The 23,123-nt window shown below is 67.4% G+C and carries 27 protein-coding genes and 1 other annotated feature; of the genes, 7 read left to right on the top strand and 20 right to left on the bottom strand.

Annotated elements, in window-relative coordinates:
- Nucleotides 1-177: 177 nt before the first annotated feature.
- The 7 genes from hisF to ACILQR_RS08340 form a co-directional block, all read right to left on the bottom strand.
- A complete protein-coding gene (gene hisF, locus ACILQR_RS08370; RefSeq protein ID WP_395650997.1) occupies nucleotides 178-945 on the bottom strand; it encodes an imidazole glycerol phosphate synthase subunit HisF in 768 nt (255 codons plus the stop codon).
- Complete coding sequence (gene hisA, locus ACILQR_RS08365; RefSeq protein ID WP_395650996.1) at nucleotides 942-1,676, bottom strand: 1-(5-phosphoribosyl)-5-[(5-phosphoribosylamino)methylideneamino]imidazole-4-carboxamide isomerase; 735 nt, start codon at nucleotides 1,674-1,676, stop codon at nucleotides 942-944. Before hisA ends, hisF begins: the two co-directional genes overlap by 4 nt.
- The gene (gene hisH, locus ACILQR_RS08360) at nucleotides 1,673-2,269 is read right to left on the bottom strand and encodes an imidazole glycerol phosphate synthase subunit HisH (protein WP_395650995.1); all 597 of its coding nucleotides are present in this window, start codon (nucleotides 2,267-2,269) and stop codon (nucleotides 1,673-1,675) included. The genes hisA and hisH overlap by 4 nt, the downstream gene beginning before the upstream one ends.
- Nucleotides 2,266-3,690, bottom strand: a complete 1,425-nt coding sequence (gene hisB / locus ACILQR_RS08355; protein ID WP_395650994.1) for an imidazoleglycerol-phosphate dehydratase HisB — start codon at nucleotides 3,688-3,690, stop codon at nucleotides 2,266-2,268. Before hisB ends, hisH begins: the two co-directional genes overlap by 4 nt.
- A gap of 151 nt (nucleotides 3,691-3,841) precedes the next feature.
- Complete coding sequence (gene hisD / locus ACILQR_RS08350; RefSeq protein ID WP_395650993.1) at nucleotides 3,842-5,164, bottom strand: histidinol dehydrogenase; 1,323 nt, start codon at nucleotides 5,162-5,164, stop codon at nucleotides 3,842-3,844.
- Nucleotides 5,164-6,045, bottom strand: coding sequence for an ATP phosphoribosyltransferase (gene hisG / locus ACILQR_RS08345; protein WP_395650992.1), 882 nt, complete (start codon nucleotides 6,043-6,045; stop codon nucleotides 5,164-5,166). Before hisG ends, hisD begins: the two co-directional genes overlap by 1 nt.
- A gap of 7 nt (nucleotides 6,046-6,052) precedes the next feature.
- Nucleotides 6,053-6,385 (bottom strand): YerC/YecD family TrpR-related protein, encoded by a 333-nt coding sequence (locus ACILQR_RS08340; RefSeq protein ID WP_395650991.1) that lies wholly within the window; start codon nucleotides 6,383-6,385, stop codon nucleotides 6,053-6,055.
- A 165-nt stretch (nucleotides 6,386-6,550) separates the two neighbouring features.
- On the opposite strand from ACILQR_RS08340, the gene ACILQR_RS08335 reads away from it, so the two are divergent.
- Both ACILQR_RS08335 and argF read left to right on the top strand, forming a co-directional pair.
- Nucleotides 6,551-7,762: an aspartate aminotransferase family protein gene (locus ACILQR_RS08335; protein WP_395650990.1), complete on the top strand. Its 1,212-nt coding sequence runs from the start codon at nucleotides 6,551-6,553 to the stop codon at nucleotides 7,760-7,762.
- A gap of 185 nt (nucleotides 7,763-7,947) precedes the next feature.
- Nucleotides 7,948-8,862, top strand: coding sequence for an ornithine carbamoyltransferase (argF, locus tag ACILQR_RS08330; protein ID WP_395650989.1), 915 nt, complete (start codon nucleotides 7,948-7,950; stop codon nucleotides 8,860-8,862).
- Here argF and ACILQR_RS08325 read toward each other — a convergent pair.
- Nucleotides 8,859-9,560, bottom strand: a complete 702-nt coding sequence (locus tag ACILQR_RS08325) for a glutathione S-transferase N-terminal domain-containing protein (RefSeq protein ID WP_395650988.1) — start codon at nucleotides 9,558-9,560, stop codon at nucleotides 8,859-8,861. The genes argF and ACILQR_RS08325 overlap by 4 nt on opposite strands.
- A gap of 160 nt (nucleotides 9,561-9,720) precedes the next feature.
- Between ACILQR_RS08325 and ACILQR_RS08320 the strand changes: the two genes are divergently transcribed.
- Nucleotides 9,721-9,897, top strand: coding sequence for a DUF1508 domain-containing protein (locus ACILQR_RS08320; protein ID WP_271146073.1), 177 nt, complete (start codon nucleotides 9,721-9,723; stop codon nucleotides 9,895-9,897).
- Between the two features lie 69 nt (nucleotides 9,898-9,966).
- Here the strand turns inward: ACILQR_RS08320 and rimM are convergent, their stop codons facing one another.
- The 4 genes from rimM to ACILQR_RS08300 form a co-directional block, all read right to left on the bottom strand.
- Entirely contained in the window at nucleotides 9,967-10,497 is a 531-nt protein-coding gene (rimM, locus tag ACILQR_RS08315; protein WP_395650987.1) for a ribosome maturation factor RimM, read from the bottom strand.
- 59 nt (nucleotides 10,498-10,556) lie between these two features.
- Complete coding sequence (gene rpsP / locus ACILQR_RS08310) at nucleotides 10,557-11,135, bottom strand: 30S ribosomal protein S16 (RefSeq protein WP_271146075.1); 579 nt, start codon at nucleotides 11,133-11,135, stop codon at nucleotides 10,557-10,559.
- A gap of 25 nt (nucleotides 11,136-11,160) precedes the next feature.
- Nucleotides 11,161-12,687 (bottom strand): signal recognition particle protein, encoded by a 1,527-nt coding sequence (gene ffh, locus ACILQR_RS08305; RefSeq protein WP_395650986.1) that lies wholly within the window; start codon nucleotides 12,685-12,687, stop codon nucleotides 11,161-11,163.
- A gap of 188 nt (nucleotides 12,688-12,875) precedes the next feature.
- On the bottom strand, nucleotides 12,876-14,351 hold the full coding sequence (locus ACILQR_RS08300; RefSeq protein ID WP_395650985.1) for a SulP family inorganic anion transporter: 1,476 nt from the start codon (nucleotides 14,349-14,351) through the stop codon (nucleotides 12,876-12,878).
- A gap of 47 nt (nucleotides 14,352-14,398) precedes the next feature.
- Nucleotides 14,399-14,460, bottom strand: a sequence feature (sul1 is cis-regulatory element that is thought to sense ions involved in sulfur or methionine metabolism; They are found in Alphaproteobacteria).
- Between the two features lie 163 nt (nucleotides 14,461-14,623).
- On the opposite strand from ACILQR_RS08300, the gene ppc reads away from it, so the two are divergent.
- Together ppc and ACILQR_RS08290 are read left to right on the top strand one after the other, a co-directional pair.
- Entirely contained in the window at nucleotides 14,624-17,329 is a 2,706-nt protein-coding gene (ppc, locus tag ACILQR_RS08295) for a phosphoenolpyruvate carboxylase (protein WP_395650984.1), read from the top strand.
- 278 nt (nucleotides 17,330-17,607) lie between these two features.
- Complete coding sequence (locus ACILQR_RS08290) at nucleotides 17,608-17,910, top strand: UrcA family protein (RefSeq protein ID WP_395650983.1); 303 nt, start codon at nucleotides 17,608-17,610, stop codon at nucleotides 17,908-17,910.
- A 21-nt stretch (nucleotides 17,911-17,931) separates the two neighbouring features.
- Here ACILQR_RS08290 and truA read toward each other — a convergent pair whose 3' ends face one another.
- The 8 genes from truA to ACILQR_RS08250 all read right to left on the bottom strand — a co-directional run bounded on the left by truA (nucleotide 17,932) and on the right by ACILQR_RS08250 (nucleotide 22,342).
- The gene (gene truA, locus ACILQR_RS08285; protein WP_395650982.1) at nucleotides 17,932-18,672 is read right to left on the bottom strand and encodes a tRNA pseudouridine(38-40) synthase TruA; all 741 of its coding nucleotides are present in this window, start codon (nucleotides 18,670-18,672) and stop codon (nucleotides 17,932-17,934) included.
- The gene (gene fmt / locus ACILQR_RS08280) at nucleotides 18,672-19,589 is read right to left on the bottom strand and encodes a methionyl-tRNA formyltransferase (RefSeq protein WP_395650981.1); all 918 of its coding nucleotides are present in this window, start codon (nucleotides 19,587-19,589) and stop codon (nucleotides 18,672-18,674) included. Before fmt ends, truA begins: the two co-directional genes overlap by 1 nt.
- A gap of 89 nt (nucleotides 19,590-19,678) precedes the next feature.
- Complete coding sequence (locus ACILQR_RS08275; RefSeq protein WP_271146085.1) at nucleotides 19,679-19,906, bottom strand: hypothetical protein; 228 nt, start codon at nucleotides 19,904-19,906, stop codon at nucleotides 19,679-19,681.
- On the bottom strand, nucleotides 19,906-20,496 hold the full coding sequence (locus ACILQR_RS08270) for a peptide deformylase (RefSeq protein WP_395650980.1): 591 nt from the start codon (nucleotides 20,494-20,496) through the stop codon (nucleotides 19,906-19,908). The genes ACILQR_RS08275 and ACILQR_RS08270 overlap by 1 nt, the downstream gene beginning before the upstream one ends.
- Before the next feature lie 57 nt (nucleotides 20,497-20,553).
- Nucleotides 20,554-20,847 carry a DUF2218 domain-containing protein gene (locus ACILQR_RS08265; protein ID WP_395650979.1) on the bottom strand — a complete coding sequence of 98 codons (294 nt, stop codon included), beginning with the start codon at nucleotides 20,845-20,847 and terminating at the stop codon, nucleotides 20,554-20,556.
- A gap of 87 nt (nucleotides 20,848-20,934) precedes the next feature.
- Entirely contained in the window at nucleotides 20,935-21,345 is a 411-nt protein-coding gene (locus ACILQR_RS08260) for an acyl-CoA thioesterase (protein WP_395650978.1), read from the bottom strand.
- Nucleotides 21,346-21,404: 59 nt separating this feature from the next.
- Nucleotides 21,405-21,650 carry a hypothetical protein gene (locus ACILQR_RS08255; RefSeq protein WP_395650977.1) on the bottom strand — a complete coding sequence of 82 codons (246 nt, stop codon included), beginning with the start codon at nucleotides 21,648-21,650 and terminating at the stop codon, nucleotides 21,405-21,407.
- A 74-nt stretch (nucleotides 21,651-21,724) separates the two neighbouring features.
- Nucleotides 21,725-22,342 carry a glutathione S-transferase family protein gene (locus ACILQR_RS08250; RefSeq protein WP_395650976.1) on the bottom strand — a complete coding sequence of 206 codons (618 nt, stop codon included), beginning with the start codon at nucleotides 22,340-22,342 and terminating at the stop codon, nucleotides 21,725-21,727.
- A gap of 158 nt (nucleotides 22,343-22,500) precedes the next feature.
- Here ACILQR_RS08250 and ACILQR_RS08245 point away from each other — a divergent pair, with 158 nt between their 5' ends.
- Both ACILQR_RS08245 and ACILQR_RS08240 read left to right on the top strand, forming a co-directional pair.
- Nucleotides 22,501-22,743, top strand: a complete 243-nt coding sequence (locus ACILQR_RS08245) for a hypothetical protein (protein ID WP_395650975.1) — start codon at nucleotides 22,501-22,503, stop codon at nucleotides 22,741-22,743.
- A 182-nt stretch (nucleotides 22,744-22,925) separates the two neighbouring features.
- On the top strand, nucleotides 22,926-23,123 hold a 198-nt coding region (locus ACILQR_RS08240), incomplete at its 3' end, for a cold-shock protein (RefSeq protein WP_395650974.1).

The raw sequence follows: 23,123 nt of genomic DNA, 5'->3' as shown, positions 1-23,123 counted from the left end.
CGCGCGAGCGGGAGAAGAAGGTGGCCTCGCCGGATGCGATCGTCTCCTCCAGAGCGGCCCGGTCCATATAGGCGAGAGTCAGCACCTGAAGCGTGTCGGCGTCCTGAACAATGGCCGGGATCAGGCCGTCGCCCTTGGCGAAGTCGAGGGTGTCGGGATCGAGTGTCATTGCAACAGTCACAGCCTCACCTCCACGCCCGACGCCGCCAGCGAGGCCTTAAGATCCGGGATCGCGATCGCACCGGTGTGGAACACGCTGGCCGCCAGTGCGCCCGACACATTGGCGCGGTCGAAGACGTCGAGGAAATGCGATACCGCCCCCGCCCCCCCCGAGGCGATCAGGGGGATGGCCAGGCGCGAACGGGCGTCGGCCAGTTGAGCGGTATCGTAGCCCTGACGTACCCCGTCCTGGTCGATGCAGTTCAGCACGATCTCGCCCGCGCCTAACTCTTGCGCCTCCACGATCCAGTCCAGGGTGCGACGGCCCGCCAGCCGGCGCGCATCGGGGTCGCCGGTGTATTTGTGGACGACATATTCGCCGTTCTCGCGCCGCGAATCGACGCCGACGACGACGCACTGGCTGCCCAGCCGCGCCGCCATCTCGCCGATCAGCTCGGGGCGTTCCAGGGCCGGGGAGTTGATCGAGACCTTGTCCGCCCCGTGATCCAGACAGGCCGCCGCCTGGTCCACCGAGCGGATACCGCCGGCGACGCAGAAGGGGATGTCCAGGAGCCGCGCGATCGACTTGACCCAGGTATAGTCCAGCGTCCGGCCCTCGGGCGAGGCGGTGATGTCGTAGAAGACCAGTTCGTCGGCTCCCTCGTCGCGATACCGCGCGGCCAGTTCGGCCGCGTCGCCCATATCGACGTGCCCCTCGAACTTGACGCCCTTCACGACGCGGCCGTCCTTGACGTCCAAGCAGGGGATGATCCTTCTGGCGGTCATCGGGTCGCCTCGATGGCCTGACCGGCGGTGAAACGGCCCTCGTAGATGGCGCGGCCGACGATGGCCCCGTCGCAACCGATGGCCGCCGCTGCCGTCAGGTCATCCAGCGACGATACCCCGCCCGATGCCTGAATCTTCAGGTCGGGCCTCCGCCGCCTCGCCTCGGACAGCAGATCGAGATTGGGTCCGGTCAGGGCACCGTCGCGGCCGACATCGGTGATCAGGACGTGGCTGAGGGTCCCGGCTGGATAGCGATCCAGCGCGCTCCACAGGTCGAACCCGGCCGCCTCGGTCCAGCCCTTGAGCGACGGGGTCGGCACCCCGTCCTCGCCGACGCGAACGTCAAACGCGAGCGTCAGCCGCTCGGGACCGAACCAGGCCAGCCAGGTCGCGACCTCCTCCGGCCTGGTCACCGCCAGCGATCCGACCACCACCCGCGTGACGCCTGCGTCCAGCAGCCGCTCGACATCCTCGGCCGTGCGCACCCCGCCGCCGGACTGGATCGAGGCCGTCGTCCCGGCGGCCAGCTTGCCGATCAGTTCGTGCTGCACGGCCTGACCCGCCTTTGCCCCGTCCAGATCGACGATATGCACCCATGTCGCGCCCTCGGCCACGAACGCGGCCAGCCGGTCTTCGGGATTGTCGTCGTACTGCGTCACCTGATCGAACCGGCCGTGCATCAGCCGGACGCAGACGCCCTCCCTCAGGTCGATGGCGGGATAGATGATCATGTCAGGCTCAGGAAATTCTTCAGGATACGCGCGCCGGTCGCCGCCGAACGCTCTGGGTGAAACTGGCAGCCCCAGCGATTGCCCGAGCGGACCACGGCAGGGACATCGGTCCCATAGTCGGCGCAGGCGATCGTCGCGTCGCTGTCGGGACAGACGAAACTATGGACGAAATAGGCATAGTCGCCGTCGTTGACCCCCTCCAGCAGCGGGTCGGGCTGACCCCGGTCCAGCTGGGTCCAGCCCATGTGCGGCACGGGCAGGTCCGGCCGGACGTTCAGCCGTGTCACGGTTCCGGGGATGAAGCCGAGCAGATCGACGCCGTTGCCTTCCTCGCTGCGCTCGAACAGCAGTTGCTGGCCGAGGCAGACGCCCAGCAGCGGCCGCTCGAACGACCGGATCGGGTCGATCAGGCCCAGTTCGGCCAGCCGCGCCATCGCATAGCCCGCCGCGCCGACGCCGGGCAGGATGACCTTGTCGGCCGAGGCGACAACTTCAGGGTCCGAGGTGATGACGGCCTCGCACCCCAGCCGCTCCAGCGCGAACTGCACCGAGGCGGTGTTGCCGGCCCCGTATCCGATGATGGCGACGGTCACAGGACACCCTTTGTCGATGGAACGGCGTCGCCTTCGATGCGGATGGCCTGTCTCAGGGCGCGGCCGAAGGCCTTGTAGACGGCCTCGGTCTTGTGGTGGTCGTCGTCGCCGGTGACCTTGACGTGGATCGCGGCGCCCATAGCCTCGGCCAGCGAGCGGAACACATGGGCGGTCAGGTCGGTACGGTATTCGCCGATCATGGGGGTCGAGAAGCTTCCCTCGAACAGTGGATAGGGACGGCCCGACAGGTCGATGGCGATATGGGCCTCGGCCTCGTCCATGGCCAGGACGAAGCCGTAGCGGGCGATGCCGCGCCGCTCGCCCAGCGCCTGTTTCAGGGCCTGGCCCAGGGCGATGGCGCTGTCCTCGATGGTGTGGTGGGCGTCGGTGTGCAGGTCGCCTTCGCAGGCCAGCCGGATCGAGAAGCCGCCGTGGGCCGCGACCTGTTCCAGCATGTGATCGAAGAAGCCGACGCCGGTGTGGATGGCGACGGGACCGGGGCTGTCCAGATCGACGGCGCAGACGATCCGCGTCTCCTTCGTATCTCTCACGGCCTGGCCGAGACGGGCCGGGCGACTGCGCGGCGGGGTCAGGCCCAGCGCCAGCAACAGCCGGTCGTTGACCTCGGGCTTCAGCGAGATCGGCAGGCGCAGCCGGTCGCCGGAGCGGTCGGCGGCCACGCCGTATTTCGCAAACTCGGCCAGCAGGGCTTCCGGATCGGTGGGCCGGGCCATCAGGATGGGGCCGACGCCGGTCTCGACCGTCATCAGCCGTGACACTTCGCGGGCGATGCGGGCGCGCTCGCGCTTGACGCCTGTGATCCGTTCGGCGGTCTCGATCATCCGCGACGGGTCGAGCGCCTGTTGCGCCAGTCGGACCAGCGGTTCGGGCAGGGCATAGGGCTCGAGCATGGCCGACAGCCGGGCCAGGGTTGTCGCCTGGGCGAGCGCGGCACCGACGCGGGCACCGGCCAGCCCATAGGCCAGGGACAGGCTGCGCAGGACTACGAGGTTGGCGTGGGCGTCGAGGATGGTGGCGGCCGACGCCGTGTCGGCGAACTCGATCAGGCCTTCGTCCACGACTAGCAGAGCCGGGGCGACGCGGGCGGCCATCTCTGCGACCGCCTCGGGCGAGCCGAGGGCGCGGATGACGACCGCAGCGGTGTCGCCCTTGCCGCCATAGATGGCGTCGAGGCGGGTATAGGGTTCGGCGTCGGGGGCCTGAACACTCTGGCCCGCCTGGGCGGCCAGACGCCAGACCAGTTCCAGCCCGTGGGTCAGGCCCCGGATCGGCAGCACCTGCTCGGGGGGCACGCGGTAAATCTGGGCCATGCGCGCGGCCAGCGCCGACGGATCGGCCGGATAGCGGTCGAGGCCGTCGCCGCCTGCGACCAACGGGGGATAGGGGGCGGGAAGGGTCATCGTGATCCTCCCCCGTTGGGGGAGCCAATCGACCGCAGCGCGCTTGCGCTGGGGTGGAGGGGGCCGGCCGCGCATACGGTGTCTGGGGTGAGCCCCCTCCACCGCGAAGACGCGGTCCCCCTCCCCCTACGGGTGAGGATTTGCTGCATCATCATCCCGCGCTCCTCAGATCCGCGGCCCGCGCGTGGGCTTCCAGCCCTTCCAGCCGTGCGAGCCGCGCCGCCACGGGGGCCAGCACCGCCGCCCCGGCCTCGGTCACCTTCTGCACCGACATGGTGGTCATGAAGCTCGACGTCGTGATGCCGCCCAAAGTCCGGGCCCCGCCGTCAGTGGGCAGGACGTGGCTGGGCCCCGCCGCATAGTCCCCCAGAGTCTCGGCGGCGAACCGGCCGACGAAGACCGCCCCGGCGGCGGTGATCTGTTCGACCAGAGCCTCGGCGTCCTCGGTCTGGATGGCCAGGTGTTCGGGGCCGTACAGGTTGGAGACCTCGCAGGCGGTCGCCGTGTCGCCCACCTTGATGATCCGGGCCTCGGCCAGCGAGGCGCGGGCGATGTCGGCGCGGGGTAGGCTCTCCAACTGCTCCTCCACGGCTTCGAGGATGGCGTTGATCGTCGCGGTCGAGTCACAAACCAGGATCACCTGCGCGTCCGCGTCATGCTCGGCCTGGCTCAGCAGGTCGGCGGCGGCGATCTCGGGATCGGCCGAGCCGTCGGCGATGACCAGCAGTTCCGACGGCCCGGCCGGCATGTCGACCGACGGCCCGCCCGGCAGGGAGGAGGCGTATTTCTTGGCCTCGGCGACATAGGCGTTGCCGGGCCCGAACAGCTTGTCACAGGCGACGATCTCGCCGTCATCGAAGACCGCGCCGAAGGTCATGGCCGCGATCGCCTGCGCACCCCCGACCAGCCACAGGGCGTCCAGTTCGGCCTCGGCGGCGGCGATGATCATGGCGGGGTGGACCCCACCATCCTTCGACGGGGGCGTCACCGCCACCCGCTCGCGCACCCCCGCGACCTGCGCCGGGATGGCCAGCATCAGCAGGGACGAGAACAACGGCGCAGACCCGCCGGGAACATAGAGACCGGCGGCCCCGATCGGACGCCAGACCAGTTTCGAGCGCACACCCGGCGTGGTCTCGACGAAGGCGGTGTCCTCAGGCCGGGTCGCCTGATGAAAGACGCGGACGTTCTCGGCCGCGATACGGATGCAGCGGGTGTCGGCGGGCGGCAGGGCGTCGCGAGCGGTCGCGACGACGTCAGGCGTGATGGCGATGCGGCGCGGCTGGGCGTTGTCGAGCCTGATGGCCCAATCGGCGACGGCCGCACCGCCCCGCGCCTGCACGTCGTCGAAGATCTGGCGGACGACGTCGGTGACGCGGCCCTCGGTCCTCTGGCGCGGGCGGGCGAGAGCGGCCTTGCGTTCCGCCGCATCCAGCGTCGCCCAGTCGATGCGTTTGAAGACGGTCGTGGCCATCACATCATCTTCTCGATCGGCAGCACCAGGATGGCGGAAGCCCCGGCCGCCTTGAGCTTCTCCAGCGTCTCCCAGAACACGGCTTCCTGACAGACGGCGTGAACGGCAACGGCGTCGTCGCGGCCCATCAACGGCATGACCGTGGGCGCGCCCGCGCCCGGCAGGATGGCGGTGATCGCGTCCAGCGCCGAGCGCGGTGCGTTCAGCATCACGTATTTGGCCCCTTGCGAGGACACCACGCCCGCCATCCGCTCGACGATCGAATCCAGCAGATGTTGCAGGGCGGGCTCCGGCGGGGTCGGAGACTTGATGAGGACGGCCTGGCTTTGCAGTACCGTCTCCTTGGCGATCAGGCCGTTGGCCTCCAGCGTCGCCCCGGTCGAGACCAGGTCACAGATGGCGGCGGCCAGCTTCAGCCGTGGCGCGACCTCGACGGCCCCGCGCATGGTCACGATCTCGGCCCCGATGCCCTGATCGTCCAGATAGCGCTGCAGGATCTTGGGATAGGAGGTCGCGATCCTCAGCCCCGCCAGCGAGCGCGGCCCCGCATAGATCATGGTCGGAGGCACCGCGAGCTTCAGCGTGCAGCGGCCGAAGCCCAGCGGCATGACGACCTCGGCATGACTCCCACCGTTCTTGTCCTCCTCCAGCACGTTCTCGCCGACGATGCCGAGGTCGCAGACTCCGTCGGCGACGAAGGTCGGGATGTCGTCGTCGCGCACCCGCAGCAGGTCGATCGGATAGTTCTCGACCTTGTACAGCAGGTCGTTGGCGCCCTTGACCCATTTCAGGCCCGCGTCGCGGATCAGGTCGAGGCTGCGTTCCGACAGGCGGCCGGATTTCTGGATGGCGATGCGAAGTCGCCCCTGGACGGTACTCATGGAAATGTCAGGCTTTCGAGTTCAGGCGATCGAGCACCAGGCGATAACCCTGATGCGGCATCTCTTTCAGGAACCGCGCGACGCGCACGACGGTGGTCGGGCTGGCCCCGGCCTCCAGCGCGATCTCGCGATAGGATTTTGAGTTCTGGGCCAGCAGGCGCGCGACGGCCCAGCGTTCGGCAAAGGCGCGGACCTCCGACGGGGTACACAGGTCGGACAGGAAGGCGTCGACCTCGTCCCGCGTCTTCAGCGACAGCAGGGCGTCGAACAGCGCGGCCCGGTCGGCATCTGCCGGTCTGGGGGCCTTGTCGGGGGCCGGGCTGGGAAGGGCATCGGTCATTGCGGGCGTTCCACTATGCTGTAACACTGGAACGGTCAAGGCGTTTCGATGTCGCGATTCGGGGGCGTGAGTTGACTCACCTCGTCTCGCGTCCGACAACGTCGCTTTAGGAAAGTCCCGCCGCGCCCGCGTCGGGGCTTCATTGCTTTTGGAGGTACAGGTTCAATGTCCGCGTCGGGGTCCACAAGCCATCTGATGGGTGTCTACAATCGCGCTCCGCTGGAAGTGGATCGCGGGCGAGGCATGCGCCTGTGGTCGGTGGACGGCACGGAATACCTGGACTGCGTTTCCGGCATCTCGACCAACGCCCTGGGTCACGCCAATCCGATCCTGGTCCAGGCGGTCAAGGACCAGGCCGAGAAGCTGTGGCATGTGTCCAACATCTTCCGGATTCCGGACCAGGAAAAGCTGGCCGACATGCTGTGCGAGCATTCGTTCGCCGACCAGGTCTTCTTCACCAACTCGGGCACCGAGGCTGTGGAGTGCGCGCTGAAGACGGCGCGGCGCTATCACTGGGCCAACGGCGCGCCCGAACGGATCGACATCTACGGCTTCGACGGCTCGTTCCACGGCCGGACCTACGGCGCGATCAATGCGGCGGCGAACCCGTCCTACATCGAAGGCTTCGGTCCGAAACTGGAAGGCTTCCATCAGCTGACCTGGGGCGACCACGAGGCGCTCAAGGCCGCGATCGCGTCGCCGACGACCGCCGCGATCATCGTCGAGCCGGTTCAGGGCGAGGGCGGTTGCCGCGCCCTGCCCGACGTCTGCCTGCGCGGCCTGCGCGAGCTGTGCGACCAGTACGGCGTGCTCATCATCTTCGACGAGGTCCAGTGCGGCATGGGCCGGACCGGCAAACTGTGGGCCCATGAATGGGCGGGCATGGAGCCCGACATCATGGCCATCGCCAAGGCTCTGGGCGGCGGCTTCCCGATCGGTGCCTGTCTGGCCACCGCCAGGGCTGGATCGGGGATGACGGCGGGCGTTCACGGCACCACCTTCGGCGGCAATCCGCTGGCCATGGCCGTGGGTCTGGCGGCCTTCGGTGAGCTGGTGAAACCCGAGCTGATCCAGAACGTCAACGAGATCGCCGGATACCTGAAGCAGCAGTTGCATGGGCTGAAGGAGCGGTTCCCCGACGTCATCGCCGACGTGCGCGGCAAGGGGCTGCTGATCGGGGTCAAGCTGATCCCCAACAACCGCGACTTCATGGCTCTGGCGCGCGACGAACAGCATCTGCTGATCGCCGGCGGCGGCGACAACTGCTGCCGCATCCTGCCGCCCCTCAACATCACCCTCGAAGAAGCCCGCGAGGCCATCGAGAAGTTCGAAGGCGCCTGCGAGGTCGCCCGGGCGCAGATGAAGGCGGCGGCCTGATGCTCCCTCTCCCGGAGGGAGAGGGCTTGAGCCTCGCAGAGCGTAGCGATGCGCCAAGGCGAAAGGGTGAGGGGTTCCACCCTCACCGGCTCGCACCCTAACCCCTCACCCTTTCGCGCAAGGACGATCACTGGCGTGATCGTGCGCTCAAGCCCCCTCCCGATGGGAGAGGGAAGGACAAGAAGATGGTCAGACACTTCCTCGACATCCACCGCCTCTCGGCCGAAGACCTGCGCGCGACCCTCGATGACGCCCATGCCCGAAAGGCCGCCCGCAAGGGCTGGCCCAAGGGTCGCGCCGATGCCGACGCACCGGCTAGGGACCGCGTCCTGGCCATGATCTTCGAGAAGAACTCGACCCGCACCCGGTTCAGCTTCGACGCCGCCATCCGTCAGCTGGGCGGATCGTCGATCATCGCCACCGCCTCCGACATGCAACTGGGTCGCGGCGAGCCGATCGAGGACACCGCCAAGGTCCTGTCGCGCATGGTCGACGCCGTCATGATCCGCGCCAATTCCCATGAGGACGTCGAACGGTTCGCGCGGGTCTCGACCGTACCGGTCATCAACGGCCTGACCGACCGCTCCCACCCCTGCCAGATCCTGGCCGACATCATGACCATCGAAGAGGCCAAGGGCCCGATCGCCGGCAAGACCATCGCCTGGGTCGGGGACGGCAACAATGTCTGTCATTCCTTCATGCACGCGGCGCCCAAGCTGGGCTTCCACTTCAACGTCGCCTGCCCGGCCGAATATCACCCGGACCTGCACGACCTGGCCAAGGGCGGCAACGCCGTCACCCTGACGGCCGATCCGAACGAGGCGGTGCTGGGCGCCGACGTCGTGGTCACCGACACCTGGGTGTCGATGGGCGACAGCGACTACGAACAGCGTCTGCACGCCTTCGAGACCTATGGGGTGGACGAGGCCCTGATGAACAAGGCCGATCCCGCCGCCGTCTTCCTGCACTGCCTGCCGGCCCACCGGGGCGAGGAGGTCACCGACGCCGTGATCGACGGGCCGCGCTCGCTGGTCTGGGACGAGGCGGAGAACCGCATCCACGCCCAGAAGGCGGTCCTGGCCTGGTGCTTCGCCGGCTAGGGCCGGGCGGGAATTTCAAGGCCGCGCTGCACGGCCGGCCGTTCCAGCGCGCGGGCCAGCCAGGCCTCGACGCGGGGGAACCGGTCGTACTCGACGATCTCGCCGGCATCGTAGAAGCCGACCAGGTTGCGGACCCAGCCGAGAGTGGCGATGTCGGCGATCGAATAGTCGTCCATCAGCCAGTCCCGGCCCTCCAGCCGGGTCTCGAGCACGCCCAGCAGGCGTTTCGATTCCGCGACGTAGCGGTCGCGCGGCCGCTTGTCCTCGTAGTCCTTGCCGGCGAATTTGTGAAAGAACCCCAGCTGGCCGAACATCGGGCCGATAGCGCCCATCTGGAACATCAGCCACTGGATCGTCTGGTAGCGGATCGCCGGATCGGCCGACAGGAATCGCCCGCACTTGTCCGCAAGATAGATCAGGATGGCACCCGATTCGAACAGGGCCAGCGGATTTCCTCCCGGCCCATCGGGATCGAGAATGGCCGGAATCTTGCCGTTCGGATTGAGTGACAGATACTCGGGCGTCCAGGTCTCGTTCTTCATGATGTCCACGAGATGGACGTCATAGGGAAGGCCGGTCTCCTCCAGCATGATCGAGACCTTGACCCCGTTCGGCGTCGGCAGGCCGTAATACTGCAAGATCGTCGAATCCTTGGGCGGATACTGGCGGGTGATCGGAAAGGCGGACAGGTCGGCCATGGTGTGCGCTCGCGTTGGGACATCGCGCATGTCGGAAGCTGCGAGCCCGGCCGCAAGACTCACCCGCCTGTGTGCAGTCGGCGACATTTCGGTATTGACCGCCAGAGCCGACCGCCTAGCTTGGCCGTTGTCCGAAACGGACCAATCCCAGGAGGCCCCCGTGGCGCACAAGTTCGAAGTTTATAAGGACAAGGCGGGCGAGTTCCGCGTCCGCTTCAAGTACAATTCAGAAGTGATTTTCGCGACCGAGGGCTATTCCGACAAGTCGGGTGCCAAGCGGGCGATCGAGTCGATCAAGAAATATGTCGGCGACGCCGAGACGGTCGAGATCGAGTAGTCGTACCTGCACCATTGTGATCCCGGGCCTCGCGACCTTGTCGCGGGGCCCGTTTCGTTTCAGGCACCCTCAGTCCGGCTCGCGTTCGCCAACCTCTTCGGGCCGCACGGCCATCAGCCAACCGTCGGCGAGGTGAAGCTGAGGCGTCGCCGCCTTGGTGAAGGGCAGGAACCAGGTCGGGCCGCCGGTCGCGGGTGAGATCTCCAGCATGTCGTCGGCCCCGAAATTCTGCACCGCCCGCACCGTGCCCAGCACGACGCCCTCGGGATCGCGCGCTTCGACGCCGATCAGGTCGGCCAGATAGACCTCGTCTTCGTCCGGCTCTGGGAACCGGTCGCGCGGGACGTGCAGCTTCAGCCCGCGCAGAGCGTCTGCCTCTTCTTTGGTCCTGATTTCGCTGGCCCGGCCGATAAGGCCGTCCTTGGTCGCCCGTATGCCCGTCAGGGTCAGGCCCGGTGATCCATCGGCGCGCAGCAGCGGGCCGTAAGACGTCAGGGCTTTCGGGTCTGCGGTATAGGCCGTGACCCGCACCTCCCCCTTGACACCGAACCCGCCGGCGACCTGGCCGACGAGGATGAGTTTGGGCTGTGCGTCCGTCATGTCCGTGAACCCCCGGCCCGCTCATCCCGACAAAGGCCGGAATGAGCGGAGGTTGAGGCTTAGGCCTCGGTCTTTTCGTCTTCGGCGGTGCCTTCGGCCGGAGCCTCTTCGACGGCGACCTCGGCCGAACCTTCAGCTTCAGCGGCCGGAGCCTCTTCGGCCGGGGTCTCTTCGACGACCGGAGCGTTCTTGGCGGCTTCGGCAGCGGCGGCGGCGTCTTCCTTGGCCTTCTGGGCGGCTTCGGCGGCCTCGATCTTGGCGGCGGCTTCAGCCTCGGCGCGGTCGGCTTCGCGCTGGGCGCGTTCGGCCGAACGCTCCTGGGCCTTCTTGCCCGGGGCACCCTTGGTCGGGTTATTGGATTGCGTCCAGGCGACCTTGCCGACCAGGGCTTCGTCGGTGCTCTGCGAGATGAAGCGGGCCACGCGGTCGGTCGGCTGGGCGCCCTTGGACAGCCACTCCGAGATCCGGTCGGCCTTCAGGGCGACGCGGGGCTTCTCGCCGTCCTTGGGCAGCATCGGGTTGTAGCTGCCGACCTTCTCGATGAACTTGCCGTCGCGGGGCGAGTGCGAGTCGGCGATGACGATGTGATAGTAGGGGCGCTTCTTGGCACCACCGCGGGCCAGACGAATCTTCAGCATTTTCAGTCTCTTTCGTTAAGTCGGATTATTTCTTGGTGGGTAGACCGGGCAGGCCCGGCAGTTGTCCGCCCCCCAGGCCCGCAAGGCGGTCCTGAATGGCTTTCATCTCGTCGGCCGAGGTGTCGGGCAGCTTGCCGCCCCCCATGGCCTGAAGGCGTTTCATGTCGGCACCCGAGCCCATGCCCGGAACTCCGGTGGGTCCGCCGAGGCCGCCCAGCATGGCGGCCATCTGCTGCATCTTGCGCGGGCCGCCCTTGGACATCGACTTGACCATGTCGGCCATCTGGCGGTGCTGCTTCAGCAGCCGGTTGATGTCCTGAACCTCGACTCCGGCCCCGGCGGCGACGCGTTTCTTGCGGGACGCATTGAGCAGGTCGGGTTTCTTGCGCTCGGCCTTGGTCATGGAACTGATGATGGCTTCCTGACGCGCGATCGATTTGTCGTCGACGCCGTTGTCGGCCATCTGATTCTTCATCTTGGCGACGCCGGGCAGCATTCCCATGATGCCTTGCAGGCCGCCCATCTTCTTCATCTGCTGGAACTGGGCGGCCAGGTCGTTCAGGTCGAACTGGCCCTTGGCCAGCTTGCGCGCCATGGCCTCGGCCTTGGACTGATCCAGCTCCTGCGAGGCCTTCTCGACCAGGGCGACGATGTCACCCTGGCCCAGGATGCGACCGGCGACGCGGCGGGCGTCGAACACGTCGAGCGCATCGACCTTCTCGCCCGAGCCCATGTATTTGATCGGCAGGCCGGTGACCGCCCGCATCGACAGCATCGCCCCGCCGCGTCCGTCGCCGTCGGCGCGGGTCAAAACGAGGCCAGTCAGCGGCAGGCGTTCGTGGAAGGCCTTGGCGGTGCGCACCGCGTCCTGGCCGGTCAGGCTGTCGGCGACCAGCAGGGTCTCGACCGGATTGGCGACGGCCGCGACCTCGGCCACCTCGGCCATCAGGGCCTCGTCCAGGGTGATCCGCCCGGCGGTGTCGAGGATCAGGACGTCGAAGCCCTGGAGCCTGGCCGAGGTCAGGGCGCGCCGCGCGATCTGGACCGCGCTCTCGCCGGCCACGATCGGCAGGACGGCGACCTCGATCTGTTTGCCCAACTGGGCCAGCTGCTCCATCGCGGCCGGACGGCGCGTATCGAGGGATGCAAGCATGACCTTCTTGCGATCGAATTTGGTCAGTCGCAGCGCCAGCTTGGCCGAGGTCGTCGTCTTGCCCGAACCCTGCAGGCCGGCCATCAGGATGACGGCGGGCGGCGTGGCGTTCAGGTTGATCGGGGTCGGCTCCTCGCCGCCCAGCATCTCGATCAGGCCGTCATAGACGATCTTGACCACCTGGTCGGCCGGCTTGACCGAGCGGATGACATCCTCGCCCGTGGCCCGTTCGGTGGCGAAGGCGATGAAGTCCTTGACGACCGGCAGGGCGACGTCGGCCTCCAGCAGGGCCACGCGCACTTCGCGCATCGCCTCGGAGACGTCCTTCTCGGACAGGGCCCCACGACCGGTGATCCGGTCGAAAACGCCTGTCAGCCTTTCGTTCAGAGCCTCGAACATGAGCACCTCAAGAGGCGGTCGAACCAGTCTCCATACGAAAACCGCCCCTGGCGACGCTCACGTCGGCAGAGGGTTCTCGCCTGCCTCGTCCATCGCGATGATGGGGACGTGCAGGTGGAGACGCAGGTTCAATTGCGCCGGAAGGCGCGGCTTATGGCGGAAAAGGAGGGCAGAGGCAAGGCGCTGGCTCAGTGAGCCGGCGCGATCCCGTTCGGCTTGTCGTGCAGGCCGACCCGGTCGACCAGGGTCCGGCTGGCTTCGTTGACGCCCAGAACCTCGACCTCCGCCCCTTGCCCGCGATAGCGGAAGACGACCTTGTCGAGAGCGGAGACGCCGGTGCGGTCCCACAGATGGGCCTCAGTCATGTCGATCTCGACCCGTTTTGGATGGCCGTGATGCTCGAAGCTGGCGGCGAAGACGTCGGCCGAGGCGAAGAACAGCTGGCCGGTCACCCGGTAGCGCAGGACCTCCGGTGCCGCTTCGACCGGCTCGACCACGATGGTCTTGGCCACCTTGCGCATGAAGAAGATGGCCGACAGCACCACGCCCAGCACGACACCCTTGGACAGGTCGTGGGTGACCACCACCGTCACCGTGGTGGCGAGCATGACGATCGAGGACTGGAACGGGATGGACCGGATCTTCGTCACCGAGCTCCAGTCGAAGGTCCCGACCGAAACCATGATCATCACCGCGACCAGTGCCGCCATCGGGATGCGCGCCACCCAGTCCTGGAGCACCAGGATCAGGAACAGCAGGAACAGCCCGGCCCACAGGGTCGAAAGTCTGCCGCGCGCGCCGGACGTCACATTGATGATCGACTGGCCGATCATGGCACAGCCCGCCATCCCGCCGAACAGGGGCGACAGGACGTTGGCAATGCCCTGGCCACGCGTCTCGCGGTCCTTGTCCGACGGGGTGTCGGTGATGTCGTCCACCAGGTTGGCGGTCAGCAGGCTCTCCAGCAGGCCGACGAAGGCCAGGGTCGCCGAGACCGGGGCGATGATGGCGAAGGTCTCCCAGGTCAGCGGCACGGCCGGCATATGGAAGACCGGCAGCATGGTCGGCATCTGGCCCATGTCGCCGACCGTCCGGACCGGCGTGTCGGTCAGCAGGACGAAGACGGCGATGACGACGATGGCCACCAGCGGGGACGGGATGGCCTTCGTGATGCGCGGCAGGCCGTAGATGATGACCAGGGCGGCGGCGACCAGGGCCCAGGTCTGCCAGTTGGCACCGATCAGTTCGGGCATCTGGGCCAGGAAGATCAGAATGGCCAATGCGTTGACGAACCCGGTCATCACGCTCTTGGACACGAACCGGATGTAGCGGCCCAGCTTCAACAGGCCGATGCCGATCTGGAACACCCCGCACAGGATCGAGGCGGCGAACAGGTATTCGATGCCGTGGTCGCGAACCAGGGTGACCATCAACAGGGCCATCGCCCCGGTCGCCGCCGAGATCATGGCCGGACGCCCGCCGACGATGGAGATCGTCACGGCAATGACGAAGGAGGCATACAGCCCCACTGCCGGATCGACCCCGGCGATCAGGGAAAAGGCGATCGCCTCGGGGATCAGGGCCAGGGCCACGACCGTGCCGGCCAGCAGGTCACGCTTGGGATCGGCCAGCCATTGCTGGCGGTCGGAAGAATAGAGGGACATTCGGATCATCATCTGCCGCCGACCCGTATGACGGGTCCGGACGCGGCGGTTTCCCGACGGATAGGCGGACGGGAGAGCCATCCGACACCGTTTGCGGGCCGGATCCTTTGTGCGTCCCTTCCCTGCTCCAGACGCACGGCCGGTGCAACGGCTCGACGTTTCCGGACCGCACAATCCGTTTCAGCGTTCGGCTTCGGGATGGTCAGGATGAAAACCCCTGATACGGTCCCGACTCCTCTGTTCGACCAGCCTCCCCGCTGAAAGACGACACCATGCCTGCATCCACCCCCGTTGCCGACGATCGCCTGCGCGAGGAGGTTCGCCTGCTGGGCGGGTTGCTGGGCGAGGTCATTCGCGACGAGGGCGGTCAGGATCTGTACGACCGGATCGAGGCGGTGCGGCAGGCGTCGGTGGCCTATCACCGCGATCCGCAGTCGCACGGGGCGTCAAAGCTGGAGGCCCTGCTCAAGGACCTGTCGCTGGATCAGGCGGTGGGGCTGGCGCACGGGTTCGCCGTGTTTTCCCTGCTGGCCAATGTCGCCGAGGACCGGGCCGGAAAGCGACGCGCCCAGTCCCAAACCGCCGAGGGCGCGCGGCCCGATACGCTTGAGGGGGCGCTGGCCCGGCTGAAGGCGGCGGGTCAGACGCCGGAGGACGCCCGGGCCCTGCTGTCCGACGCCCTGATCTCGCCGGTGCTGACCGCCCACCCGTCGGAGGTGCGGCGCAAGTCGGTGCTGGACCGGATCGCCTCTGTGTCCGACCTGCTCGACGCCTGCGATCGCGACGACCTGTCCTGCGCGCCCGAGGTCATGACCCGGGGACTGCGCCGCCAGACAACCATCCTGTGGGCCACGCGGCTGGTGCGGATGAGTGGCCTGGTCGTGCAGGACGAGATCGACACGGTGGTCTCGTTTCTGGAGCGGATCTTCCTGCGGGTGGCCCCGGCCCAGCTGGCCGAGTGGCGGACGGCGCTGGACGCGCCGGACCTCGCCCCCTTCATCCGCATCGGGGCCTGGGTCGGGGGGGACCGGGACGGCAATCCCAATGTCGACGGCCAGACCCTGTCGGCGGCCATGGCGACGGCCGCGCGCGCCGTTCTGCGGTTCTATCTCGATGAGGTCCACGCGCTGGGGGCCGAGCTCAGCCTGTCGGGGACCCTGGCCACGGTAACCCCGGCCCTGAAGGCCCTGTCCAAGGCGTCGGATGACGACAGTCCTCACCGCACGGATGAACCCTATCGCCGGGCCCTGACCGAAATCTACGCTCGGCTGGCCGCGACCCACCTGCATCTGACCGGAATTGCGGCACCGCGTCCGGCCCGGTTCGAGGCCCCCGTCTATGACGGCCCCGAGGCCTTCCGTGCTGAGCTGGCCATCCTGCAGGACAGTCTGGTCGCCAGCCATGGCCAGGTCTTCGCCGACGACAGTCTGGCGCGGCTTATCACGGCGGTGGACATCTTCGGCTTCCACATGGCGACCCTGGACCTGCGCCAGAACTCGGACGTCCATGAGCGCGTCGTCGCAGACCTGTTCAAGGTCGCGGGGGTCGCGGCCGACTACGTCGCGCTGGACGAAGAGGGGCGTATCGCCCTGCTGTCGGCCGAACTGGCCTCTGGCCGTCTGCTGTTCAGCCCCTATGCGACCTATGCGGAAGAGACGCTGAAGGAGCGCGCCATCCTCCAGGCCGCCGCCCGGGCCCTGGCCGCCTACGGGCCCCAGGCGATCCGCACCCATATCGTGTCGAAGACGGATGCGGCCTCCGACCTGCTGGAGGTCTATCTGCTGCTCAAGGAGGTCGGGATCTACCGGCCCTCCGACCCCGGTGCCTGTCCGATCCAGGCCGCGCCCCTGTTCGAAACCATCGACGACCTTCGGGCCGCCAAACCGACGCTGGAACGGCTGCTGGCCGAGCCCTCGGCACGAGCGGTGGCGACCGCGCGCGGCGTCCAGGAGGTCATGATCGGCTACTCGGATTCCAACAAGGACGGTTCCTACCTGACATCGACCTGGGAACTGCACGAGGCCTCGCGGGCCCTGCTCGACGTCACCCGGGCGGCGGGGCTGAAGCTGCAGCTGTTCCACGGTCGGGGCGGGGCGGTCGGCCGGGGTGGCGGCTCCAGCTTCGCCGGCGTCATTTCCCAGCCGACGGGAACGGTCGCGGGTCGCATCCGCATCACCGAACAGGGCGAGGTCATCGCCAACAAATACGGCGAGCCCGACGTGGCCCGGCGCAACCTCGACGCCCTGACCGCCGGCGTCCTGATCGCCTCCCTGGCCCCGCCGCCGGATGACGCCCTGACCGCCCGCCACGGCAAGACGGCCTCGGCGCTCAGCCAGGCCTCGATGAACGCCTATCGCGCCCTGGTGTACGAGCATCCCGGCTTCGTCGACTATTTCCGCGCCGCCACCCCCATCGCCGAACTGGCCGAGCTGAAGATCGGCTCGCGCCCGGCCTCGCGCACGGCCTCCACCGCCATCGAGGACCTGCGCGCCATCCCCTGGGTGTTCAGCTGGTCGCAAAGCCGCGTCATGCTGCCGGGCTGGTTCGGGTTCGGCTCGGCCGTCGCCGGCGCCGACATGGCCGAGCTCCAGGCCATGGGCCGCGAATGGCCATTCTTCCGTACCCTGCTCCAGAACATGGAGATGATCATGGCCAAGTCGGACATGACCATCGCCCGGCGCTATGCCCGGCTGGTGCCGGACGCGAACATGGCCGCCACCATCTACGGAGAGATCAGGGCCGAGTGGGACCGGACCCGCGACGCCATCCTGACAATCACCGGCCAGTCCGACCTGCTGGGCGGCCAGCCCGAGCTGGACCGGCTGATCCGCCTGCGGATGCCCTATGTCGAGCCGCTGAACCACGTCCAGATCGAGCTGATCCGCCGTCGCCGCGCCGGCGACGACGACCCCCGCGTCCGCGAAGGCATCCTTCTGGCCGTCAACGGTATCGCGGCGGGGCTCAGGAACAGTGGCTGAGCCCCGTCGTCAGGCGACGTCGGACCGCGACGTCCGAGCTTTCACCAAGGTCATCATGGGCTGATGGGCCGTCGGATCCGACGGATTGCGGCATCAGTTCCAGACCGGCCCGCTGTGGCGAGACTCGCTGTCCGGAATGTCATGAAGCGGATGTCATGACCTCGATTTAAAGCTTTGCCATAGGTTTGCCGCCGGTTGGACAACGGGCGGCGATGTTCGGGTTCCAGGTTTCGATCGTCGCCGATCAGAGCGACGAACATCTCTCAGGAAACCGCACCATGACCCGCACGATCGCCGCCGTTCTCGCCGCCTGCACCCTCGCCGCCGCCGGTGCCGCCTCGGCCCAGGAAGCCCGTATCGCCTACGGCGACCTCGACCTGGCCACCACCGCCGGCGCCGCCACCTTCGACGCCCGCGTTCAGAAGGCCGCCCGCAGCTTCTGCCGCGAGTCGCGCGGCGCCACGACCCGCATTTCCGACCGCGCTGCCTGCGAGCGCGCCGTGCGCGAGGAAGCCATGTCGCAACTGCCCGAATACGCCCAGGTCCGCTATGCGGTCAGCCGCCTGCCGGTCACCGCTTGATCATGAGCTGATCAGGGGCCGTCAGTCGTAGGCGACCCCGGTCAGATACAGTCCGTCCGAAGGGGCGACGGGGCCGCATCGCGCGCGGTCCCGCGCCTCCAGGGCCTCGGTGACGTCCGACGCCGTCCAGCGACCGAGACCCACCTCGACCAGTGTTCCGGCCATCGACCGCACCTGGCGATGCAGGAACGATCGTGCCTCGAACACCAGATGCACCTCCTCGCCGACCTGCATGACGCGGGCGACATCCAGCGTCTTGACCGGCGACTTCGATTGGCAGGCCAGGTCGCGGAAGGTGGTAAAGTCGTGATGGCCGACCAGTCTCTGCGCGGCCTCATGCATAGCCTCGGCATCCAGCGGCTTTCGCACGTGCCAGACCTGACCCTGCAACAGGGCCGGGCGACCCGGCCGGTTCAGGATCCTGTACAGATAGCGCCGCCCGGTCGCCGAGAACCGCGCGTGCCAGTCGTCGGAGACGGCGACGCAATCCAGCACCGACACCGCCTCCCGGACCATATGGGCGTTCAGGGCGTTCATCACCGTGGCGGCCGGCCAGTCGCGCTCCAGATCGACATGAACCACCTGACCCGTCGCGTGGACGCCGGAATCGGTGCGCCCGGCGGCGGCGATCCGCACATCCTGGCCACAGAATCCCTGGATCGCCGTCTCGAGCGCGCCCTGCACGGTCGGCTGACCCGCCTGGGCCTGGAAGCCGTTGTAGGGACCGCCGTCGTATTCGATCGTCAGGCGATAACGAGGCATCAGCCGAGCATCGATCCGGCGGTGATAGCGAAGCCCTTAAGGAACTCGGAGGCGTCCTGGGCGGCCCGGCCCTCGCGCTGGACGCGCATCAGGCGGACGGCTCCTTCGGCACAGGCGACCAGCAGATCGTCATCCAGAACCTCGCCCGGATCACCGCTGGCGTCCGCCTCAAAACGCGAGATCAGGACCTTCATCCGCGTGCCGTCGGGCGCCTCGCACCATGCGCCGGGAAACGGCGACAGGCCACGAATATGGGCGTCTACGTCAGCGGCATAGAGGGTCCAGTCAATACGCGCCTCGGCGGGGGTGATCTTGCGGGCATAGGTGGGTTCGCCGACCTGAGGCGTCTCGGTCACCCCGCCACGTTCGATCGCGGCGAGCGCCCGGGTCCACAGGGTCGCGCCGATCACCGACATCCGTTCCGACAAACTGGCGGCGGTGTCGTCGGCCGTGATCGGCAGGACTTCCGACAGCAGGATCGCGCCCTCGTCCAGCCCTTCCGACATCCGCATGATCTGGACCCCGGTCTGGCGATCTCCGGCCATGATGGCGCGCTGGATCGGCGCGGCACCCCGCCAGCGCGGCAGAAGCGAACCATGCAGGTTGAAGCAGCCGAGGCGCGGTGCCTCCAGCACCTCGGGCTTCAGGATCTGGCCATAGGCGACGACGCAGGCGGCGTCGAGATCCAGCGACTGGAAGTCGGCGATGGCCTCCGGCGATTTCATCGAGGCGGGCGTGAAGACCGGCAGGCCCATGGCCTCGGCAAAGGCCTGCACCGGCGACGGCGTCAGCTTCTGGCCCCGACCTTTCGGCTTCGGCGGCTGGGAATAGACGGCCACGATCTCGTGCCCACTGGCGATCAGCTCGGCCAGCGACGGCACGGCGAAGTCGGGAGTTCCCATGAAGGCGAGGCGCATGAACTTCTCGATGCCAACGACGGGGGCAATCCGCGCTCAAGTAGTGAGCGACCGCGTCGCGAACGTAGCGCGTCGCGAAGCGACTTAAATTAAGACGGATCGTACCAGCGGGTGCGAACCCCACCGCCCTCGTCCCACTCGCCACCGGCATCCAGGGCGTCATCGAAGTCGAGCAGCCGGTCCAGCAGGACGCCTGCGATGATGCCGAGCGCCGCGACGCCGACCAGGGTCGCCACGCTGCCGATGCCGACCTTCTGCGAGGTCGTCAGGCGCCGCCGGCCGGCCGCGTCGATGATGACGGATTTGCCTCGGGCCATCATGCGTCCTCGAGCGCGCGCGAGCGCATGTATTTCTTGACCTTGGCCACCGCCCGGTCGCGCTTCAGCCGCGACAGATGGTCGATGAAAAGGACGCCTTCCAGATGGTCGAGTTCGTGCTGGAAACAGACAGCGTACAGGCCGTCGATCTCTTCCTCGATCGGGGTGTTGTTGCGGTCCAGATAGCCGATGCGGATACGGGCCGGGCGTTCGACCGTGTCGAAATACTCCGGCAGCGACAGGCAGCCCTCCTCGTACTGGAACATCTCGTCGGACGCCCACAGCACCTGGGGGTTGGCGAAGAAGCGGGGATTGGCGGTGCGGTTGGGCTCGGCGTCCTCGCCGCCCTCATCGACGACCGGAGTATCGGTGGTCGGCTCGCCGTCGTGCAGATCCATGACCACGACCCGGCGCAGATCGCCGATCTGGGCGGCGGCCAGACCGATGCCGGGCGCGGCGTACATGGTCTCCAGCATGTCGTCCATCAGGGCGCGGACGTCATCGTCGACGGCCTCGACCGGCCGGGAGACCTGCTTGAGCACGGCTAGGTCGGCAGGGTTGTCGATGGTGAGAATGCGGCGAACGGACATGGTCTTCAGGTAGGCGCGGAGGGGCTCCGGGTCAAGATTTGCGGGGTTCCCGGCGCGTCAGCCGGCCTCGCGGACCCAGTCGAACGTCAGGTCCTCGCGAAAGGCGAAGCGGCGCAGATGCTCGGCCACGACGCCTTCCAGCCGCTCCGCCGTCTGGGCGTCGGACCCGTCGATGACGATATGAAGCGCCTTTGCATCCGCCATCAGGATGCAGGGCCCCCCGGGCAACGGAATGTCGGCACGCTCGGCCGTATAGGTCAGGTCCGGAAAGCGATGGCTCCAGTGCTTGGACAACTGGGTCAGGTATTTCGAGCCATTCGGGGTCGCGACGGTCGTGGTCGATCGGGTCATGAGTAAGGTCTCCGCAGCCGGTCCTGATGTCGTGCAGATCGGGACTTAGTTGCGAGGCATTCGCAAATCAAGTCGGCGTAGTGGCTTTCAGTGCTGTTCGGGCAACGGCCGGGGCTTGCGGTCCTCGTCGATGGCCACATAGGTGAAGACGCCCTCGGTCACCCGGCTGACGGTGTGGGAGGCGCGGGGCCGTTTCCAGGCCTCCACGTGAACCCGGATCGAGGTGCGGCCGACCTTGATGATCCGGGCGTAGATCGAAACCTCGTCGCCGACCGAGACCGGTTGGTGGAACACCATGGCGTCCACGGCGATGGTGGCACAGCGACCGCGCGCCAGGTCGAAGGCGGGGGTGGACCCGGCCAGATCCATCTGGGCCAGCAGCCAGCCGCCGAAGATGTCGCCTTCCGGATTGGTGTCGGCGGGCATGGCGATGACCCGCACCACGGGCTGGTGGTCGGGGGCGGTCAGGGGCGTTTCGGGTTGGTCCGTATCGGTCATCCAACCGGTCTAGCGCGGTCGGCGCATCAGACAAGCGGAAGTCTGAAGGCCCCGACCGATCAACGCCCGCCGCTGGTCAGGCGCGAGGCCCCGCCGTTGATCTTGCAGATATTGTCGGTCTCGGGTCGCCCGGTCTGGGCACCGGAGGTCTGCAGGATGCCGCCGCGCGCCTGACAGTCGGCGGCCAGGCGTTCAGTGGCGGCTCCATAGCTTTCCATCGGCGCGCCGGCGGAGGCGCAGGCACCCAGGGCGACGACGAGGGGCGCGAGGACGGCGAAGGCGGCGAGGATCAGGGGGCGAGTCATGGGTCCAGCTCCTGTGGGACGCGACATCAACGACCCGACCTTCCGCCCTGTTCCTCCACCGATCAAGCGCTCTGTCAGGCCGCTGCCGCCGCGTCGTCGAGCGCCCGGGCACGCGTTGCCGCCTCCCGGCCCATGATCCGGGCGGCATAGGCGGCGAAGGCTGGGCGCTCGGGGATCGACTTGAACATCAGGCCCCAGCCGATCTGGCTACCGACATAGACGTCGGCCGCGCTGAACCGGTCGCCCAGGATATAGGGGCCCGCGCTCACGGCGGTCTCCAGCGCGTCGATGGTCGCCTCGTACGAGCCGTATCCGACCATGCCCGCCTTGTCGGCCGGAGCCAGCAGGCCCAGGGACTTGGCCGTGACCACCGTCTCGACCGGCCCGGCCGCAAAGAACATCCAGCGCAGATAGGTCCCGCGCGCCGGATCGTCGAACGCCGGGGCCAGCCCGGCCTCCGGAAAAGCATCGGCCAGATAGGCGCAGATCGCCGCGCATTCCGTGATGGTCACCCCACGGTGGGTCAGGGCCGGCACCTTGCCCATCGGATTGACGGCCAGATAGTCGGGATTCTTCATCGCGGCATAGTCGATGACCTCGGTGCGATAGGGTTGCCCCACCTCTTCCAGCATCCAGCGGGCGATGCGACCGCGCGACTGGGGGTTGGTGTAGAGCACGATCTCGTCGGTCATGGCGGGTTCCTCCATCATTTCAAAGACAGTGTTTCACATGGAACAAAAAGGCAACATTAAAGTCGAGACGTTCTGTCCGAAAGGCGACACAACCTTGAAACAAGGCGGTTTTTCTTCGTCCCCTCGCATATCGCTCCGCTTGCGCCTATCTATCGGGCATGACTTTTCGCCCCACGACAATCGAACGTGCCTATGAACTCGCCAAGAGCGGATCCTGCCGCACGGTCGGCGACATCAAGGTCAAGCTCCAGCAGGAGGGCCACGAGCGGGTCCAGGACCGGCTGTACGGCGGCTCCCTGACCTCGGCCCTGCGCAAGCTCTGCGTCGCCCACTATGTCGCGCCCGAGGGCGAGGACGAACCGGCCAGGGTGGTCGAAGAGGACGAAGAGGAGGACGCCTGAATCGGTACGCGAATCATCGACCTTGTTTCCGCCCCGGTTTGCGGGCATAAGCCGCTCGTCGATCTCTCTGCGTCACGCCCCTCTCTCTTTGCGAACGCACCGAGTTTCTGGCCGATCCCATTCAGACCCGACAGGCCGCGCGCGCTCTTGCACGTGGCTAATTGCTAGCGGAGGTCCTTAAAATGGCTACCGGCACTGTCAAATGGTACAACTCCACCAAGGGCTACGGCTTCATCGAGCCCTCGGACGGCGGCAAGGACGTGTTCGTTCACGTTTCGGCCGTTGAAACGTCCGACCTGAACACCCTCAACGAAGGTCAGAAGATCTCCTACGAGGTCGAACGCGACCGTCGCACCGGCAAGGAATCTGCCGGTCAGCTG

It is taken from the genome of Brevundimonas sp., assembly GCF_044239655.1.
Lineage (GTDB): Bacteria > Pseudomonadota > Alphaproteobacteria > Caulobacterales > Caulobacteraceae > Brevundimonas.
The sequence above is the reverse complement of the archived record's forward strand: the minus strand, read 5'-3'. Positions and strand labels throughout refer to the sequence as shown.

Excerpts from the sequence above, each read along its gene's own strand:
- hisF (WP_395650997.1), bottom strand. The coding sequence starts at position 945 with ATGACCGCCAGAAGGATCATCCCCTGCTTGGACGTCAAGGACGGCCGC.
- hisA (WP_395650996.1), bottom strand. The coding sequence starts at position 1,676 with ATGATCATCTATCCCGCCATCGACCTGAGGGAGGGCGTCTGCGTCCGG.
- hisB (WP_395650994.1), bottom strand. The coding sequence starts at position 3,690 with ATGACCCTTCCCGCCCCCTATCCCCCGTTGGTCGCAGGCGGCGACGGC.
- hisD (WP_395650993.1), bottom strand. The coding sequence starts at position 5,164 with ATGGCCACGACCGTCTTCAAACGCATCGACTGGGCGACGCTGGATGCG.
- hisG (WP_395650992.1), bottom strand. The coding sequence starts at position 6,045 with ATGAGTACCGTCCAGGGGCGACTTCGCATCGCCATCCAGAAATCCGGC.
- ACILQR_RS08340 (WP_395650991.1), bottom strand. The coding sequence starts at position 6,385 with ATGACCGATGCCCTTCCCAGCCCGGCCCCCGACAAGGCCCCCAGACCG.
- ACILQR_RS08335 (WP_395650990.1), top strand. The coding sequence starts at position 6,551 with ATGTCCGCGTCGGGGTCCACAAGCCATCTGATGGGTGTCTACAATCGC.
- argF (WP_395650989.1), top strand. The coding sequence starts at position 7,948 with ATGGTCAGACACTTCCTCGACATCCACCGCCTCTCGGCCGAAGACCTG.
- ACILQR_RS08325 (WP_395650988.1), bottom strand. The coding sequence starts at position 9,560 with ATGGCCGACCTGTCCGCCTTTCCGATCACCCGCCAGTATCCGCCCAAG.
- rimM (WP_395650987.1), bottom strand. The coding sequence starts at position 10,497 with ATGACGGACGCACAGCCCAAACTCATCCTCGTCGGCCAGGTCGCCGGC.
- rpsP (WP_271146075.1), bottom strand. The coding sequence starts at position 11,135 with ATGCTGAAGATTCGTCTGGCCCGCGGTGGTGCCAAGAAGCGCCCCTAC.
- ffh (WP_395650986.1), bottom strand. The coding sequence starts at position 12,687 with ATGTTCGAGGCTCTGAACGAAAGGCTGACAGGCGTTTTCGACCGGATC.
- ACILQR_RS08300 (WP_395650985.1), bottom strand. The coding sequence starts at position 14,351 with ATGTCCCTCTATTCTTCCGACCGCCAGCAATGGCTGGCCGATCCCAAG.
- ppc (WP_395650984.1), top strand. The coding sequence starts at position 14,624 with ATGCCTGCATCCACCCCCGTTGCCGACGATCGCCTGCGCGAGGAGGTT.
- ACILQR_RS08290 (WP_395650983.1), top strand. The coding sequence starts at position 17,608 with ATGACCCGCACGATCGCCGCCGTTCTCGCCGCCTGCACCCTCGCCGCC.
- truA (WP_395650982.1), bottom strand. The coding sequence starts at position 18,672 with ATGCCTCGTTATCGCCTGACGATCGAATACGACGGCGGTCCCTACAAC.
- fmt (WP_395650981.1), bottom strand. The coding sequence starts at position 19,589 with ATGCGCCTCGCCTTCATGGGAACTCCCGACTTCGCCGTGCCGTCGCTG.
- ACILQR_RS08275 (WP_271146085.1), bottom strand. The coding sequence starts at position 19,906 with ATGGCCCGAGGCAAATCCGTCATCATCGACGCGGCCGGCCGGCGGCGC.
- ACILQR_RS08270 (WP_395650980.1), bottom strand. The coding sequence starts at position 20,496 with ATGTCCGTTCGCCGCATTCTCACCATCGACAACCCTGCCGACCTAGCC.
- ACILQR_RS08265 (WP_395650979.1), bottom strand. The coding sequence starts at position 20,847 with ATGACCCGATCGACCACGACCGTCGCGACCCCGAATGGCTCGAAATAC.
- ACILQR_RS08260 (WP_395650978.1), bottom strand. The coding sequence starts at position 21,345 with ATGACCGATACGGACCAACCCGAAACGCCCCTGACCGCCCCCGACCAC.
- ACILQR_RS08255 (WP_395650977.1), bottom strand. The coding sequence starts at position 21,650 with ATGACTCGCCCCCTGATCCTCGCCGCCTTCGCCGTCCTCGCGCCCCTC.
- ACILQR_RS08250 (WP_395650976.1), bottom strand. The coding sequence starts at position 22,342 with ATGACCGACGAGATCGTGCTCTACACCAACCCCCAGTCGCGCGGTCGC.
- ACILQR_RS08245 (WP_395650975.1), top strand. The coding sequence starts at position 22,501 with ATGACTTTTCGCCCCACGACAATCGAACGTGCCTATGAACTCGCCAAG.